Annotated in this window: 13 protein-coding genes and 1 tRNA gene; all 14 read right to left on the bottom strand. The window is 63.5% G+C overall.

All coding sequences use genetic code 11. The features are described 5' to 3' along the window. A partial coding sequence (locus AC5P74_RS19960) for a GTP-binding protein (RefSeq protein ID WP_227843741.1) occupies window positions 1–180 on the bottom strand: 180 nt, incomplete at its 3' end. A 52-nt stretch (window positions 181–232) separates the two neighbouring features. After that, window positions 233–2374 (bottom strand): elongation factor G, encoded by a 2142-nt coding sequence (gene fusA, locus AC5P74_RS19955; protein WP_005415411.1) that lies wholly within the window; start codon window positions 2372–2374, stop codon window positions 233–235. A gap of 141 nt (window positions 2375–2515) precedes the next feature. After that, entirely contained in the window at window positions 2516–2989 is a 474-nt protein-coding gene (gene rpsG / locus AC5P74_RS19950) for a 30S ribosomal protein S7 (RefSeq protein ID WP_004145321.1), read from the bottom strand. 12 nt (window positions 2990–3001) lie between these two features. Further along, window positions 3002–3376 (bottom strand): 30S ribosomal protein S12, encoded by a 375-nt coding sequence (gene rpsL / locus AC5P74_RS19945; protein ID WP_004145320.1) that lies wholly within the window; start codon window positions 3374–3376, stop codon window positions 3002–3004. 284 nt (window positions 3377–3660) lie between these two features. After that, window positions 3661–7884 (bottom strand): DNA-directed RNA polymerase subunit beta', encoded by a 4224-nt coding sequence (gene rpoC / locus AC5P74_RS19940; protein ID WP_346607702.1) that lies wholly within the window; start codon window positions 7882–7884, stop codon window positions 3661–3663. Window positions 7885–7971: 87 nt separating this feature from the next. After that, the gene (rpoB, locus tag AC5P74_RS19935; RefSeq protein WP_005415409.1) at window positions 7972–12126 is read right to left on the bottom strand and encodes a DNA-directed RNA polymerase subunit beta; all 4155 of its coding nucleotides are present in this window, start codon (window positions 12124–12126) and stop codon (window positions 7972–7974) included. A 328-nt stretch (window positions 12127–12454) separates the two neighbouring features. Beyond that, window positions 12455–12823 (bottom strand): 50S ribosomal protein L7/L12, encoded by a 369-nt coding sequence (gene rplL / locus AC5P74_RS19930; RefSeq protein WP_005415408.1) that lies wholly within the window; start codon window positions 12821–12823, stop codon window positions 12455–12457. 63 nt (window positions 12824–12886) lie between these two features. Continuing rightward, window positions 12887–13423: a 50S ribosomal protein L10 gene (gene rplJ, locus AC5P74_RS19925; protein ID WP_005408203.1), complete on the bottom strand. Its 537-nt coding sequence runs from the start codon at window positions 13421–13423 to the stop codon at window positions 12887–12889. Between the two features lie 386 nt (window positions 13424–13809). Next, window positions 13810–14508: a 50S ribosomal protein L1 gene (gene rplA / locus AC5P74_RS19920; protein WP_005415407.1), complete on the bottom strand. Its 699-nt coding sequence runs from the start codon at window positions 14506–14508 to the stop codon at window positions 13810–13812. 4 nt (window positions 14509–14512) lie between these two features. Beyond that, window positions 14513–14941, bottom strand: a complete 429-nt coding sequence (rplK, locus tag AC5P74_RS19915) for a 50S ribosomal protein L11 (protein WP_004145248.1) — start codon at window positions 14939–14941, stop codon at window positions 14513–14515. A 299-nt stretch (window positions 14942–15240) separates the two neighbouring features. Then, window positions 15241–15801, bottom strand: a complete 561-nt coding sequence (nusG, locus tag AC5P74_RS19910) for a transcription termination/antitermination protein NusG (protein ID WP_004154362.1) — start codon at window positions 15799–15801, stop codon at window positions 15241–15243. A gap of 10 nt (window positions 15802–15811) precedes the next feature. Then, window positions 15812–16225, bottom strand: a complete 414-nt coding sequence (gene secE / locus AC5P74_RS19905) for a preprotein translocase subunit SecE (protein WP_346607703.1) — start codon at window positions 16223–16225, stop codon at window positions 15812–15814. Window positions 16226–16274: 49 nt separating this feature from the next. Continuing rightward, a tRNA-Trp gene (locus AC5P74_RS19900) sits at window positions 16275–16350 on the bottom strand. Between the two features lie 102 nt (window positions 16351–16452). Next, a partial coding sequence (locus tag AC5P74_RS19895) for an EF-Tu C-terminal domain-related protein (protein WP_495204990.1) occupies window positions 16453–16593 on the bottom strand: 141 nt, incomplete at its 5' end.

The raw sequence follows: 16593 nt of genomic DNA, 5'->3' as shown, positions 1-16593 counted from the left end.
GCCACGCGCCTTTTCTTCCGGCGCGGCGTCGATCGAGGAGTAGTCCTTGAACTCGCCACCGAAGCGCTCGGCACCGATCTTGGTCAGTGCGGCGGTCAGCGTGGTCTTGCCGTGGTCGACGTGACCGATGGTGCCGACGTTAACGTGCGGCTTGGTGCGTTCGAACTTACCCTTTGCCATTGTTCTATACCTTGATTGTTCGTAAGTGGTTTCAAGAGCGGCTGAGCGAGGCTCAGCCCTTCTTCATGACGGCTTCGGCGATGTTGGTCGGAGCCGGCTCGTAGTGATCGAATTCCATGGTGAAGGTGGCGCGGCCCTGGGTCTGCGAACGCAGTGCAGTGGCGTAGCCGAACATTTCACCCAGCGGGATCATCGCGTTGATGATGCTGGCCGAACCGTCACCGGTGGTGTCGGAGCCCTGCAGCACGCCGCGACGACGGCTGACGTCGCCCATCACGTCACCCTGGTAATCCTCCGGGGTCACGATCTCGACCTTCATGATCGGCTCCAGCAGCACCGGCTTGGCCTTGGCGAAGCCCTGCTTGAAGGCCATCGACGAAGCCAGCTTGAACGCCATTTCCGAGGAGTCGACGTCGTGGTACGAACCGAACACCAGCTTCACCTTGACGTCCACGACCGGGAAGCCAGCCAGCGGGCCGCTGGTGATGGTTTCGCGCAGGCCCTTCTCGACCGACGGGATGAATTCCTTCGGGATCACGCCGCCGGTGATGTCGTTGATGAACAGGAAGTCGTCCTTGATCATCGGAGCGATCTTCGGATCGGCACGGTCGGCAGCAGTGATCGGCGACAGTTCGATCACGACGTGACCGTACTGACCCTTACCACCGGACTGCTTGGCGTGCTTGTAGTCCGACTTGACGTCAGCCAGGGTGATGGTTTCGCGGTAGGCCACCTGCGGCGCACCGACGTTGGCTTCAACGTTGAACTCGCGCTTCAGGCGGTCAACGATGATGTCCAGGTGCAGCTCGCCCATGCCCGAGATGATGGTCTGGCCGGATTCTTCGTCGGTCTTGACGCGGAACGACGGATCTTCCTGGGCCAGACGGCCCAGGGCCAGGCCCATCTTTTCCTGGTCCGACTTGGTCTTCGGCTCGACGGCCATCGAGATCACCGGCTCCGGGAACGTCATGCGCTCCAGGATGATCGGGGCGTCCACGGCGCACAGGGTGTCACCGGTGGTGGTGTCCTTCAGGCCCACGGCAGCGGCGATGTCACCGGCCAGAACTTCCTTGATTTCCTCGCGGTTGTTCGAGTGCATCTGCAGGATGCGGCCGATGCGCTCCTTCTTGCCCTTCACCGAGTTCAGCACGGTGTCGCCACCGTTCAGGGTGCCCGAGTAGACACGGAAGAAGGTCAGCGCGCCGACGAACGGGTCGGTGATGATCTTGAAGGCCAGCGACGAGAACGGAGCCTTGTCGTCCGACTTGCGGGTCATTTCGACGGTGTCGTCGTCAACGTCCACGCCCTTCACGTCCGGCACGTCGACCGGCGACGGCAGCAGCTGGATCACGCCGTCCAGCATGGCCTGCACACCCTTGTTCTTGAAGGCCGAGCCGCAGTACATCGGCACGATCTCGGTGGCCAGGGTGCGGGTACGCAGGGCGCTGATGATTTCAGCCTCGGCCAGCTCTTCGCCGCCCAGGTACTTTTCCATCAGCTCTTCGCTGGCTTCGGCAGCGGTCTCGACCATGAACTGGCGAGCCTCTTCAGCCGGGCCCTGCAGTTCGGCCGGAATGTCGCTGTATTCGAACTTCATGCCCTGCGAAGCTTCATCCCAGTGGATGGCCTTCATCTTCAGCAGGTCGACGACGCCCTTGAAGTTGTCTTCAGCGCCGATCGGCAGCTGCATCGGCACGGCAACCGCACCCAGCTTGGCCTTCAGCTGGCCGACGACCTTCTGGAAGTTGGCACCGGTGCGGTCCATCTTGTTGACGAACGCGATGCGCGGCACGTGGTACTTGTTGGCCTGGCGCCACACGGTTTCCGACTGCGGCTGCACGCCACCGACGGCACACAGGACGAAGACGGCACCGTCGAGCACGCGCAGCGAACGCTCCACTTCGATGGTGAAGTCGACGTGCCCGGGGGTGTCGATGATGTTGAAGCGGTGCTCCGGCAGGGACTTGTCCATGCCCTTCCAGAACGCGGTGGTGGCAGCGGACTGGATCGTGATGCCACGCTCCTGCTCCTGCTCCATCCAGTCCATGGTGGCGGCGCCGTCGTGCACTTCACCGATCTTGTGGCTCTTGCCGGTGTAGAACAGGATGCGCTCGGACGTGGTGGTCTTGCCGGCATCGATGTGAGCCATGATGCCGAAGTTACGGTAACGCTCGATGGGAGTGGAACGGGCCACGGGAGCCTCTCAGATTTCTTGGATTTCGGATGGCCGAACGCCGCCTTTCGGCGGCCTTCGGATTGGCGCAGTCCTTCTGGGACCGCGAGGCAGCACGCACCGAAGTGGTGCTGCCCTGCCTGTTTTACAAGGCCGTCAAACTCACCAGCGGTAGTGGGCGAATGCCTTGTTGGCTTCGGCCATGCGGTGGGTTTCTTCGCGCTTCTTGATGGCGCCGCCGCGGTTTTCCGAGGCGTCGATCAGTTCAGCAGCCAGCTTCTTCGGCATGGTGTTCTCACCACGCTTGCGCGCGGAGTCGATCAGCCAGCGCATGGCCAGGGCCATCTTGCGCGACGAACGCACTTCGACCGGCACCTGGTAGGTGGCACCACCGACGCGGCGCGACTTGACTTCGACCGCCGGAGCGACGTTGTCCAGAGCCTTCTGCACCAGTTCAATGGCGTTGGCGCTGCTGTTCTTCTCGGTGATCACGTCCATGGCGCCGTACACGATCTTTTCGGCGACGGACTTCTTGCCGCTCTGCATGACCATGTTGATGAAACGGGCGATGGTTTCGCTTCCGTGCTTCGGATCGGGCAGGACGGAACGCTGCGGAGTATTACCCTTACGCGACATAGTGCTCTCTCCTTATGCCTTCGGACGCTTGGCGCCGTACTTGGAACGGGCCTGGCGACGCTTGGCAACGCCGGCGGCGTCGAGCGAGCCACGAACGGTGTGGTAACGCACACCCGGCAGGTCCTTGACGCGACCGCCGCGGATCAGGACCACGGAGTGCTCCTGCAGGTTGTGGCCTTCACCACCGATGTAGGAAATCACTTCTTCCTGGTTGGTCAGGCGGACCTTGGCAACCTTGCGCAGAGCCGAGTTCGGCTTCTTCGGAGTGGTGGTGTAGACACGGGTGCAGACGCCACGGCGCTGCGGGCACTTGTCGAGCGCCGGCGAGGCACTCTTGTAGGTGGTCGCTTGCCGCGGCTTGCGGACCAGCTGGTTGATCGTCGCCATCAGTAGGTTCTTCTGATTGGTGGCCGGAAAATCCGGCCAGAGATGCGGAAATGTTAAAGCAGGCCGAAATTTTGGCCTGCTGAGACAGACGATTGTAGCAACCTGCAAGGAAAGCAGTCAAACGCCTCCTGTCAAGCCCGTCCCTGATCCCGGGACGTTACTGGGGGGCCTCCATGTACCCCGTTCAGGTTGGCTGGGTCGATCGCGGACGATCTCCCCTGCCCTTTCCCAATCCCATCGATGGACCGACGGGGTGGTCCGGCCTTGCGGCCGGACCGGATACCTCATTCTTCGCCCGAGGCCTGTTCAGCTTCGGCTTCAACCACCGGGGACTCGACCGCAGCCGGGGTGCCGGCCAGGGTCTGCATTTCCGAGTCGGTGAGACCGGAAGCGCCGCGACGGCGGCTGCTGTGGTAGGACAGGCCGGTACCGGCCGGAATCAGGCGGCCGACGATGACGTTTTCCTTCAGGCCACGCAGGTTGTCCTTGGTACCGCGGACGGCAGCCTCGGTCAGCACTCGGGTGGTCTCCTGGAAGGAGGCCGCCGAGATGAACGATTCGGTCGCCAGCGAGGCCTTGGTGATACCCAGCAGGACCGGATCGAAGCGCGCCGGCAGTTCGTTGCGGGTCGACAGGCGCGCATTCTCCTCGATAACGCGCTGGCGCTCCACCTGTTCGCCGTTCAGGAACTTGCTGCTGCCCTGGTCGGTGATCTCGACCTTGCGCAGCATCTGGCGGGTGATCACCTCGATGTGCTTGTCGTTGATCTTCACGCCCTGCAGGCGGTACACGTCCTGGATTTCCTTGACCAGGTAGGCAGCCAGCGGCTCGACACCCAGCAGGCGCAGGATGTCCTGCGGGCTCGGCTCGCCGTCCACGATGGTTTCACCCTTGGTGACATGCTCGCCTTCGAACACGATGACCTGGCGGTACTTCGGGATCAGCTCTTCGTGCTCCGAACCATCGGTGTCCTTGATGATCAGGCGCTGCTTGCCCTTGGTGTCCTTGCCGAAGCTGATGATGCCCGAACGCTCGGCCAGCACCGCCGGATCCTTCGGCTTGCGCGCTTCGAACAGGTCGGCCACGCGCGGCAGACCACCGGTGATGTCGCGGGTCTTCGACGCTTCCTGCGGGATCTTGGCGACAACGTCGCCCACGCCCACCGGGGCGCCGTCCTGCAGGTTGACGATCGAACGCGGCGGCAGCAGGTACTGCGCCGGCAGGTCGGTACCCGGGATCGACAGGTCGTTGCCCTTGGCGTCGACGATGCGCACGATCGGGCGCAGGTCCTTGGCCTGGGTACCACGACGCTTCGGATCGGTGATTTCGCGCGACGCCAGGCCGGTCAGCTCGTCGGTCTTCTCGATGACGGTGATGCCGTCGACGAAGTCGATGAAGCGGATGAAGCCGGCCACTTCCGACACGATCGGGTGGTTATGCGGATCCCAGTTGGCCACGGTCTGGCCCGCCTTGATCGCATCGCCGTCCTTGGACGTGATGGTTGCACCGTACGGCAGCTTGTAACGCTCACGCTCACGGCCGTGCGCATCGAGCACCGAGATTTCGCCCGAGCGCGACACCGCCACCAGCGAGCCGTTGGCGTGCTCGACCGACTTGAGGTTGCTGAACTTGACCGAGCCGGTGGTCTTGACGGTGATGTTGTCGACCGCAGCAGCTCGCGACGCCGCACCACCGATGTGGAACGTACGCATGGTCAGCTGGGTACCCGGCTCACCGATGGACTGGGCGGCGATGACGCCGACCGCTTCACCGATGTTGACCAGGTGGCCACGGGCCAGGTCGCGGCCGTAGCAGCGCGAGCAGACACCGAAGGCCGATTCACAGGAGATGGTCGAGCGGACCTTGATGGTCTGCACGCCGGCATCTTCCAGCTTGGCAACCCAGGCTTCGTCCAGCAGGGTGTTGCGGGTGACGATCGGATCTTCGTCGTTGCCCGGCAGGAACACGTCCTCGGCAACCACGCGGCCCAGCACGCGATCCTTCAGCGGCTCGACCACGTCGCCGCCTTCCACGATCGGGGTCATGGTCAGGCCTTCGGTGGTACCGCAATCCACTTCGGTGATCACCACGTCCTGCGCCACGTCGACCAGGCGACGGGTCAGGTAACCGGAGTTCGCGGTCTTCAGCGCGGTATCGGCCAGACCCTTACGGGCACCGTGGGTGGAGTTGAAGTACTCCTGCACGTTCAGGCCTTCACGGAAGTTCGCCTTGATGGGCGTCTCGATGATCGAGCCGTCCGGGCGGGCCATCAGGCCACGCATGCCGGCCAGCTGACGGATCTGCGCCTGCGAACCACGCGCACCGGAGTCGGCCATGATGTACAGCGAGTTCATCGACTTCTGGTCGATGGTCTCGCCCTTGGCATTGACGACCTTCTCGGTACCGATGGTGTCCATCATCGCCTTGGCGATGCGCTCGTTGGTGCGCGACCAGATGTCGACCACCTTGTTGTAGCGCTCGCCGGCGGTGACCAGGCCCGACTGGTACTGCTCCTGGATCTCCAGCACTTCGGCTTCGGCCTCGGTGAGGATGCCCTTCTTCTCGTCCGGGATCAGCATGTCGTCGATGCCGATCGAGACGCCGGCGCGGGTCGCATAGGCGAAACCGGTGTACATCAACTTGTCGGCGAACACGACCGTGTCCTTCAGGCCGAGCTGACGGTAGCTGGAGTTGATCAGGCGGCTGATGTTCTTCTTGGTCAGCTCGACATTGGCCAGCGCGAACGGCAGGCCTTCCGGCAGGATTTCAGCCAGCAGGGCGCGACCGATCGTGGTGTCCACGATCGAGGTCTTGTTCTGCTTGTTGCCGTCTCCGTCGGTCACCACCTCGGTGATGCGGACCTTGACCTTGGCGTGCAGTTCCACCACGCGGTTGTCGTAGGCGCGCTTGACTTCGGCGATGTTGGCGAAGGCCATGCCCTCGCCCTTCTTGTTCTCCAGCGAGCGGGTCATGTAGTACAGACCCAGCACGACGTCCTGCGACGGCACGATGATCGGCTCACCGTTGGCCGGCGACAGGATGTTGTTGGTCGACATCATCAGCGCACGCGCTTCCAGCTGGGCTTCCAGCGAGAGCGGCACGTGGACGGCCATCTGGTCACCGTCGAAGTCGGCGTTGAACGCGGTGCAGACCAGCGGGTGCAGCTGGATGGCCTTGCCCTCGATCAGTACCGGCTCGAACGCCTGGATGCCCAGACGGTGCAGGGTCGGCGCACGGTTCAGCATCACCGGATGCTCGCGGATGACCTCTTCCAGGATGTCCCAGACTTCGGCTTCTTCGCGCTCGACCAGCTTCTTGGCAGCCTTGATGGTGGTGGCCAGGCCACGACGCTGCAGCTTGGCGAAGACGAACGGCTTGAACAGCTCAAGCGCCATCTTCTTCGGCAGGCCGCACTGGTGCAGGCGCAGGTACGGGCCGACCACGATGACCGAACGGCCCGAGTAGTCGACGCGCTTGCCGAGCAGGTTCTGGCGGAAGCGGCCCTGCTTGCCCTTGATCATGTCGGCCAGCGACTTCAGCGGGCGCTTGTTGGTGCCGGTGATGGCACGACCGCGGCGGCCGTTGTCCAGCAGTGCATCGACCGATTCCTGCAGCATGCGCTTTTCATTGCGCACGATGATGTCCGGCGCGCTCAGTTCGAGCAGGCGGCGCAGGCGGTTGTTGCGGTTGATGACGCGGCGGTACAGGTCGTTCAGGTCGGAGGTCGCGAAGCGGCCGCCATCCAGCGGGACCAGCGGACGCAGGTCCGGCGGCAGCACCGGCAGCACGGTCATGACCATCCATTCCGGACGGTTGCCCGATTCCAGGAAGGCTTCGATCAGCTTGATGCGCTTGGTGAGGCGCTTGAGCTTGGTTTCCGAACCGGTAGCGGCGATTTCCTCGCGCAGGCGGGTCATCTCGGACTGCAGGTCGATCGTGCGCAGCAGTTCGTAGACGGCCTCGGCGCCCATGGCGGCGTCGAAGTCGTCACCGTGTTCCTGGCGCGCCTGCAGGTACTGTTCCTCGGTCAGCAGCTGGCGGCGCTCCAGGGCGGTCAGGCCCGGCTCGGTCACCACGTACGCTTCGAAGTACAGCACGCGCTCGATGTCGCGCAGGGTCATGTCCAGCATCAGGCCGATGCGCGACGGCAGCGACTTGAGGAACCAGATGTGCGCGACCGGCGAGGCCAGGTCGATGTGGCCCATGCGCTCGCGGCGCACCTTGGCCAGGGTCACTTCGGTGCCGCACTTTTCGCAGACCACGCCGCGGTGCTTCATGCGCTTGTACTTGCCGCACAGGCACTCGTAGTCCTTCACCGGGCCGAAGATGGCGGCGCAGAACAGGCCGTCGCGTTCCGGCTTGAAGGTACGGTAGTTGATGGTTTCCGGCTTCTTCACTTCGCCGAAGGACCACGAACGGATCAGGTCCGGCGAGGCCAGCGCGATCTTGATCGCGTCGAAGTCCAGCGTCTGGCGCTGCTGGTTGAAGAGGTTGAGCAGGTCTTTCATGGTGTTCTCCAGAAGGAGGAATGCTGTGTCGATGGGCTTTCAGTTCACTGCCAGCGGCGCGGCGGCGGACCGCCGCGCCGGCATGGATCAGTTGTCTTCCAGTTCCATGTTGATGGCCAGCGAGCGGATTTCCTTCACGAGCACGTTGAAGGATTCCGGCATGCCCGCGACCATCTCGTGCTCGCCGTCGACGATGTTCTTGTACATCTGGTTGCGGCCCTGCACGTCATCGGACTTCACCGTCAGCATTTCCTGCAGGGTGTAGGCCGCGCCGTAGGCTTCCAGCGCCCAGACTTCCATTTCACCGAAGCGCTGGCCGCCGAACTGCGCCTTGCCGCCCAGCGGCTGCTGGGTGACGAGCGAGTACGGACCGGTCGAACGGGCGTGCATCTTGTCGTCGACCAGGTGGTTCAGCTTCAGGTAGTGCATGTAACCGACGGTGGTATGGCGGTCGAATGCTTCACCGGTGCGGCCGTCGTACAGCTGGGTCTGGCCACTGCTCGGCAGGTCGGCCAGTTCCAGCATGCGCTTGATTTCCGCTTCGGTGGCGCCGTCGAACACCGGGGTGGCCATCGGCACGCCGTCGGTCAGGTTGCGGGCCAGGCGCAGCAGCTCCTCGTCGCTGAACTGCGACAGGTCGACACGGTTGGCCACGTTGGTGTCGTCGTGGTTGTAGATGTCGTCCAGGAACTTGCGCAGGTCGGCGACCGCCGCCTGGGCTTCCAGCATCGCCTGGATCTTGCGACCCAGACCCTTGGCGGCCCAGCCCAGGTGCACTTCCAGGATCTGGCCGATGTTCATGCGCGACGGCACGCCCAGCGGGTTCAGCACGATGTCCACGGTCTCGCCCGAGGCCATGTACGGCATGTCCTCGACCGGCACCACGTTGGACACCACACCCTTGTTGCCGTGGCGGCCTGCCATCTTGTCGCCCGGCTGGATGCGGCGCTTCACCGCCAGGAACACCTTGACCATCTTCAGCACGCCCGGGGCGAGATCGTCGCCCGCGGTGATCTTGCCGCGCTTGTCGGCGAAGCGACGCTCGAATTCCTTCTCGTGCGCCTGGATCTGCTTCTGGGCGCGCTCGATGGCTTCCGAGGCGTCCTCGTCCTTCATGCGCAGGGCGAACCAGTCAGACTTCTTCAGGCCGTCGAGGAAGGCGTCGGTGATCACGTCACCCTTCTTCAGGCCAGCACCACCATTGACCACCTTGCCCACGATCTGCGAACGCAGACGCATGTAGATGGCCGCTTCCAGGATGCGGAACTGGTCATCGAAGTCCTTCTTGACGCGCTTGATTTCGGACTCTTCGATCTGGCGGGCGCGCTTGTCCTTCTCGATGCCGTCGCGGGTGAAGACCTGCACGTCGATGACGGTGCCGTCCATGCCCGGCGGAACGCGCAGCGAGCTGTCCTTAACGTCCGAAGCCTTCTCGCCGAAGATCGCGCGCAGCAGCTTCTCTTCCGGGGTCAGCTGGCTTTCGCCCTTCGGGGTGACCTTGCCGACCAGGATGTCGCCAGCGCGCACTTCTGCACCGATGTACACCACGCCGCTCTCGTCCAGGCGGTTCAGCGCCTGCTCGGAGACGTTCGGGATGTCGGCGGAGATTTCCTCCGGCCCCAGCTTGGTGTCACGCGCGACGCAGGTCAGCTCTTCGATGTGGATCGTGGTGTAGCGATCCTCTTCCACCACACGCTCGGAGAGCAGGATGGAGTCTTCGAAGTTGTAGCCGTTCCACGGCATGAACGCGATCAGCATGTTCTGGCCCAGGGCCAGCTCGCCGATGTCGGTGGACGGACCGTCGGCCAGCACGTCGCCGCGGGCGATGACGTCACCCACCTGGACCAGCGGACGCTGGTTGATGCAGGTGTTCTGGTTCGACCGGGTGTACTTGACCAGGTTGTAGATGTCCACGCCGGCGTCGGTGGCGCCAACGATCTCTTCCTCGTTGACCTTGACCACGATGCGGGCGGCGTCGATCTGCACGATCTCACCACCACGACGGGCGTTCACGGTCACACCCGAGTCACGCGCCACGGCGCGCTCGATGCCGGTGCCGACCAGCGGCTTCTGCGAACGCAGGGTCGGCACGGCCTGACGCTGCATGTTGGCGCCCATCAGTGCGCGGTTCGCGTCATCGTGCTCCAGGAACGGAACCAGCGCGGCCGCGATCGAGACGGTCTGCATCGGCGAAACGTCCATGAAGTGGACTTCCGCCGGCGGCTTCAGCAGCGATTCGCCCTGGAAGCGGCACGGAACGAACTGCTCGGTCAGGGTGCCCTTGGCGTCGGTCAGCGCGTTGGCCTGCGCAATGACGTACTCGTTCTCTTCAATGGCCGACAGGAACTCGACTTCGTCATAGACCTTGCCGTCCACGACCTTGCGGTACGGGGTCTCGAGGAAACCGTACTTGTTGGTGCGGGCGTACACGGCCAGCGAGTTGATCAGGCCGATGTTCGGGCCTTCCGGGGTTTCGATGGTGCAGACGCGGCCGTAATGGGTCGGGTGCACGTCGCGCACTTCGAAGCCGGCGCGCTCACGGGTCAGGCCGCCCGGGCCCAGGGCCGAGACGCGACGCTTGTGGGTCACTTCCGACAGCGGGTTGTTCTGGTCCATGAACTGCGACAGCTGCGACGAGCCGAAGAACTCCTTGATGGCAGCGGCGACCGGCTTGGCGTTGATCAGTTCCTGCGGGGTCAGGCCTTCCGACTCGGCCATCGACAGGCGCTCCTTGACCGCACGCTCGACGCGGACCAGGCCGACGCGGAACACGTTCTCGGCCATTTCGCCGACCGAACGCACGCGGCGGTTGCCCAGGTGATCGATGTCGTCGACCACGCCGCGACCGTTGCGGATCTCGGTCAGGACCTTGATCACGTCCAGGATGTCGGAGCTTTCGCCGTGGGCAGCGACCAGGCGCTTGGACTCTTCGTCGTTGCGCTCGCCGAAGTACTTGCTGTCGTACAGCACGGCTTCGCCGGTGGTTTCCTTGCGGCCCACGCGACGGTTGAACTTCATGCGGCCGACCGCGGACAGGTCGTAGCGCTCGAAGGTGAAGAACAGGTTGTGGAACAGGTTCTGCGCGGCGTCCTTGGTCGGCGGCTCGCCCGGACGCATCATGCGGTAGATCTCGACCAGGGCTTCCAGCTGGGTCTTGGTCGGGTCGATACGCAGGGTGTTGGACAGGTACGGGCCACGATCCAGGTCGTTCACCCACAGGGTGCCCACGGCATCCACACCGGCCTTGCGGAAGGCCTGCAGCTGCTCGTCCGTGATCTCGTCGTTGGCCTGGGCCAGCAGTTCGCCGGTCGAGGCATCGACCACGTCGTGCGACAGGATGCGGCCGACGATGTAGTCGTCCGGCACGGCCAGGGCGGCAATGCCCGAGGCTTCCAGCTGCTTGATGTGACGCGCGGTGATGCGCTTGCCGGCTTCCACGATGACCTTGTCGCCGTCGGCGAGGTCGAAGCCCAGGGTCTCGCCACGCAGGCGCTCCGGCACCAGCTCCAGCTGGACGCCTTCATCCGGGTTGATGTGGAAGGTGTTGATCTCGAAGAACTCGGCCAGCATCTCTTCGTTGCTGTAGCCGAGCGCGCGCAGCAGGATCGACACCGGCAGCTTGCGGCGGCGGTCGATACGGGTGAACAGCGCGTCCTTCGGGTCGAACTCGAAGTCCAGCCAGGAGCCGCGGTAAGGAATGATGCGGGCGCTGTACAGCAGCTTGCCCGAGCTGTGGGTCTTGCCACGGTCGTGGTCGAAGAACACGCCCGGCGAGCGGTGCAGCTGGGAGACGATGACGCGCTCGGTGCCGTTGACGATGAAGGTGCCGTTCTCGGTCATCAGCGGGATTTCGCCCAGATAGACCTCCTGCTCCTTCACGTACTTGATGGCCTTGGTCGACGACTCACGGTCGTAGATCACCAGGCGCACGGTCACGCGCAGCGGGGCGCCGTAGCTCATGCCGCGCTGGCGGCACTCACGCTCGTCGAAGACCGGTTCGCCCAGCTTGTAGCCGACGTATTCCAGGGCAGCGTTGCCGCTGTAGCTGGCGATCGGGAAGACCGACTTCAGTGCAGCGTGCAGGCCGTGGTCCGTGCGCTTGGCCGGATCGACGTTTTCCTGCAGGAATTCACGATAGGAATCCACCTGGATGGCGAGCAGGAACGGCACTTCGAGAATCGAGCGCTGCTTGCCGAAATCCTTGCGGATACGCTTTTTTTCGGTGAACGAATAGGACGTCATGAGGTCTTCCACCTTGTTGTGCGGATCGTGCGCCCACGATCCGAAGGGAACTTGAAATTGTCAGTTGGAAGTCGCTGGTATTGCCGGCACCAGCACGCCTTCTCCCGCTACTTCCAACTGCCAACTCGTCTGCTACCACTCCCCCGCTACCGCGCTCGGCGCTGGCCTGCCGGGGTTTGACTGCAGCCCGTGTTGGGCTTTTTCCTGCTTTTTTCACATCCACGCATGGCGCGGATCTACAACACCGCTACAACGACCAAAGGCCGGGGGCTTACGCCCCCAGCCTTGGCTGCATCGCCGCGAATCGGTGACGATGCAAGGTAACTGCTTACTTGACTTCGACAGTCGCGCCAGCAGCTTCCAGGTCCTTCTTCATCTTCTCGGCTTCTTCCTTCGAAGCGTTGTCCTTCAGGACGCCGCCGGCTTCGGCCAGGTCCTTCGCTTCCTTCAGGCCCAGGCCGGTGATGGCGCGGACGGCCTTGATGACTTCGACCTTCTTCTCGCCGGCAGTCTTCAGGGTGACGACGAATTCGGTCTGCTCTTCAACAGCAGCAGCCGGGCCAGCGGCAGCAGCCACGGCAACCGGAGCAGCGGCGGAGACGCCGAACTTCTCTTCGATGGCCTTGACCAGCTCCATCACTTCCATCAGGGACTTCTCGGCGATGGCGTCGACGATCTGTTCGTTGGTAAGGGACATGATTAATACCTTTGGATGATTTTCTGGATTGAGGTCCCGTCAGGAACCACGGTAAGTCGAAACTCAGGCGGTCTCGGCGGCCGGCTCGGCAGCGTCAGCGGCGACATCGCCACCCCCCTGCTTCTCGCCAACGGCCTTGATGGCGCGGGCAAACATCGTGACCGGCTCGGTCAGGACGCGGGCCAGCATGGCCAGGGCCTGGTCGCGGGTCGGCAGCGATGCCAGCACGTCGACGTGGCTCGCCGGGAACACTTCACCACCGATGGCGACGACCTTAGCCTTCAGCTTGTCGTTGCCCTTGGCGGCTTCCTTGATCAGGCGACCGGCAGCGCCGGGCTCCTCGAGCGAGAACGCGTACAGCAGCGGACCAACCATCTGGTCCTGGGCGACTGCGAACTCGGTGCCTTCAACGGCGCGCGAAGCCAGGGTGTTCTTGACAACCTTCAAGAAAACACCGGTTTCACGAGCCTGCTTGCGCATCGCGGTCATCTGGGCGACCGTGGTGCCAGCGTATTCGGCTGCGATCAAGGAGTGGGCCTTGGCGGCGACGTCTGCCAGCTCGGCGACTACTTCTTGCTTCTGGGACAGATTGAGAGCCATTGCACTCCTCCTATTGAACTCCGCTTACGGCTCCTGCCGTGTGCGGTCCTGTGCGGCATCCGTCCTGGACGCCGGGAACATCGGGATGATGTTCCGGGGGTGGGCCGTTCTAGACCTGGAGTGGGCCAACCTGGGAAACCCAGACGTGCGTGAACCAGAAAAACTCCAGAAGGGCACCATCTACGCAGGGTGATTCCGGGGAATCGATTAAGCGCTCCTGACTGCTCCGGCGGCGACTCCTTGCCAGATCGAGCTTCCATGCCCGTCGCCGGTATTGCCACGACCGCGCCTGCGGTCTTTGACGGCTACCGCGGGCGATGCACTGCCAGCGATGCCTTCAAATGTCACGGTCACGGCACCCGGGGCACCGTGACCGCTTGAAACAATTACTTCAGGGTCAGCGACGACTGGTCGACGGTGACGCCCGGGCCCATCGTCGAGCTGACCGAAACCTTCTGCAGGTAGGTGCCCTTCGAGGTGGCCGGCTTGGCCTTGATCAGGTCCAGCAGCAGCGCGGTCAGGTTCGACTTCAGCGCGTCTTCGGCGAAGTCGGCCTTGCCGATGGTGCAGTGGATGATGCCGGCCTTGTCGGTGCGGTAACGGACCTGACCCGACTTGGCGTTCTTCACGGCTTCACCCGGGTTCGGGGAAACGGTGCCGACCTTCGGGTTCGGCATCAGGCCGCGCGGGCCCAGCACGGTGCCCAGCTTACCGACGACGCGCATGGCGTCCGGGGTCGCGATGACGACGTCGTAGTTCAGATCGCCGGCCTGCATCTTCTCGGCCAGGTCATCCATACCGACGGCGTCGGCGCCAGCAGCCAGGGCTTCGTCAGCCTTGGCACCGGCCGGAGCGAACACGGCGACGCGGACCGACTTGCCGGTACCGGCCGGCAGCACGGTGGAGCCACGGACCTGCTGGTCGGACTTCTTCGCATCGACGCCCAGGCGCACGGCAACGTCGATCGACTCGACGAACTTGGCCTTGGTGGCGGTCTTCAGGATGTTGATCGCGTCCTCGAAGGCGTATGCCTTGCCCGGAACGACGGCGGCCTTGATGGCCTTCTCACGCTTGGTCTGTGCCATCTTATTAACCCTCCACCACGAGGCCCATGGAACGGGCAGAGCCAGCGATGGTACGCACGGCGGCGTCCAGGTCGGCGGCAGTCAGATCCGGTTCCTTCGCCTTGGCGATCTCTTCCAGCTGCTTACGGGTGACCTTGCCGACCTTCTCGGTGTTCGGGCGCTTGGAGCCCGACGAGATGCCAGCGGCCTTCTTCAGCAGGGTGGTAGCCGGAGTGCTCTTGGTGATGAAGGTGAACGTACGGTCCGAATAGGCCGTGATGATCACCGGAACCGGCAGACCCGGCTCGAGCTTCTGCGTGGCAGCGTTGAACGCCTTGCAGAATTCCATGATGTTCAGGCCACGCTGACCCAGCGCAGGACCGACCGGCGGCGAGGGGTTGGCCTGACCGGCCTTCACCTGCAGCTTGATGTAACCGACAACTTTCTTTGCCATGTGAGTGCTCTCCGGGTGCTAGCGCCTTTCGACAACAGGCTCCCCATCGGACCGGGAATCACGCGTCCCGGCATCGCGTTTTGAAATCATGCTGAAGGCCACCTTGCGGCGGCCTCGTCCTGCTGGCTTTCCCAGCGGGGAGCCGCGCACTATAACAGGTTTTTTCTTCACATGCCTGAAGCGGCAGGTAAACGAACGGAACCGGGCCAGGCCCGGTTCCCTTTGGAGAGTCGAGCCTTGCCCGACTACCGCACCATCCAGACCCCGGAGTCGAGCATGGCTCGACTCGACGGCACAGGTCAGACGGCCTTTTCGACCTGGCCGAACTCGAGCTCGACCGGAGTGGCACGACCGAAGATCAGCACCGAGACGCGCAGACGGCTCTTCTCGTAGTTGACTTCTTCGACGACGCCATTGAAATCGTTGAACGGACCGTCGGTGACGCGGACCATCTGGCCCGGCTCGAACAGCACCTTCGGACGCGGCTTCTCGACACCCTCCTGAACGCGGTTCAGGATGGCCTCGGCCTCTGAATCGGCGATCGGCAGCGGGCGATCGGCGGTGCCGCCGATGAAGCCCATGACCCGTGGGGTTTCCTTGACCAGATGCCAGCTTTCGTTGTCGATGCGCGGAATGCCGGCTTCCTCGTGGGTCTCGATCTGGACCAGCACGTAACCCGGGAAGAACTTGCGCTCGGAACGGCGCTTCTGGCCGGCGCGCATCTCGACCACTTCCTCGGTCGGGACCAGGACGTCGCCGAAGCGCTCTTCCATGCCATCACGGACGATGCGATCGCGCAGAGCCTGCGCCACCGACTTCTCGAAGCCCGAATAGGCGTGAACGACGTACCAACGCTTCATGCAATTCTCCTTAGCGGCTCAGGAACCACTGAGTCAGTTTCTGGATCAGGAAGTCGAAGCCACCCAGCAGCAGGCTGAGGATGAGCACCACGACGATCACGACCCAGGTCATGCGGACGGCTTCCTGGCGTGTCGGCCAGACCACCTTGCGCAGTTCGAAGCGCGACTCGGAGAGGAATTCGCGGGTGTCGCGCCCCTTGCCGGTCAGCATGAACACGCCGATACCGCCAGCCAGACCGACCACGACCGCCAATGCACGCAACTGACCCGCCCACGCACCCAGCTGGGCGGCGCGACCGGAGTCGGCGGAGAACCAGAACCAGACGAACAGACCGGCCAGCACCAGCAGCGATGCGGCGACATACTTGACGATATCTCCACCGTTGGCGGAGTTGTCCTTGGAGTGTTCGATCTTGCTATTCATCCGGCTGTGTCTGCTTTAGCGGCCCAGGCCGCTGGATAAGGTGGGCAGATGGCACGCCAGGAGGGACTCGAACCCCCAACCTGCGGTTTTGGAGACCGCTGCTCTGCCAATTGAGCTACTGGCGTACGTTGAAAACTTGCCTTCCCTTAGACGGCGAAGGCGGACCGAGGTTCCCGGCCCGCCATTCGCGTAACCGGCGGCGCTATGCAACCACCGGTACTGCAGGCTTACTCGATGATCTTCGAGACCACGCCGGCGCCGACGGTACGGCCGCCTTCGCGGATGGCGAAGCGCAGACCTTCGTCCATGGCCACCGGGTTGATCAGGGTGACTTCCATCTTGACGTTGTCACCCGGCATCACCATTTC

The organism is Stenotrophomonas sp. YJH_SMC_94-11, assembly GCF_059370435.1.
Note: the sequence above shows the minus strand (reverse complement) of the source record. Positions and strands in the feature narration are given on the sequence as shown.

Bases quoted from the DNA above. Each gene is read 5' to 3' on its own strand.
- rpsG (WP_004145321.1), bottom strand. From the start codon at position 2,989: ATGTCGCGTAAGGGTAATACTCCGCAGCGTTCCGTCCTGCCCGATCCG.
- rpsL (WP_004145320.1), bottom strand. From the start codon at position 3,376: ATGGCGACGATCAACCAGCTGGTCCGCAAGCCGCGGCAAGCGACCACC.
- rpoC (WP_346607702.1), bottom strand. From the start codon at position 7,884: ATGAAAGACCTGCTCAACCTCTTCAACCAGCAGCGCCAGACGCTGGAC.
- rpoB (WP_005415409.1), bottom strand. From the start codon at position 12,126: ATGACGTCCTATTCGTTCACCGAAAAAAAGCGTATCCGCAAGGATTTC.
- rplL (WP_005415408.1), bottom strand. From the start codon at position 12,823: ATGTCCCTTACCAACGAACAGATCGTCGACGCCATCGCCGAGAAGTCC.
- rplJ (WP_005408203.1), bottom strand. From the start codon at position 13,423: ATGGCTCTCAATCTGTCCCAGAAGCAAGAAGTAGTCGCCGAGCTGGCA.
- rplA (WP_005415407.1), bottom strand. From the start codon at position 14,508: ATGGCACAGACCAAGCGTGAGAAGGCCATCAAGGCCGCCGTCGTTCCG.
- rplK (WP_004145248.1), bottom strand. From the start codon at position 14,941: ATGGCAAAGAAAGTTGTCGGTTACATCAAGCTGCAGGTGAAGGCCGGT.
- nusG (WP_004154362.1), bottom strand. From the start codon at position 15,801: ATGAAGCGTTGGTACGTCGTTCACGCCTATTCGGGCTTCGAGAAGTCG.
- secE (WP_346607703.1), bottom strand. From the start codon at position 16,225: ATGAATAGCAAGATCGAACACTCCAAGGACAACTCCGCCAACGGTGGA.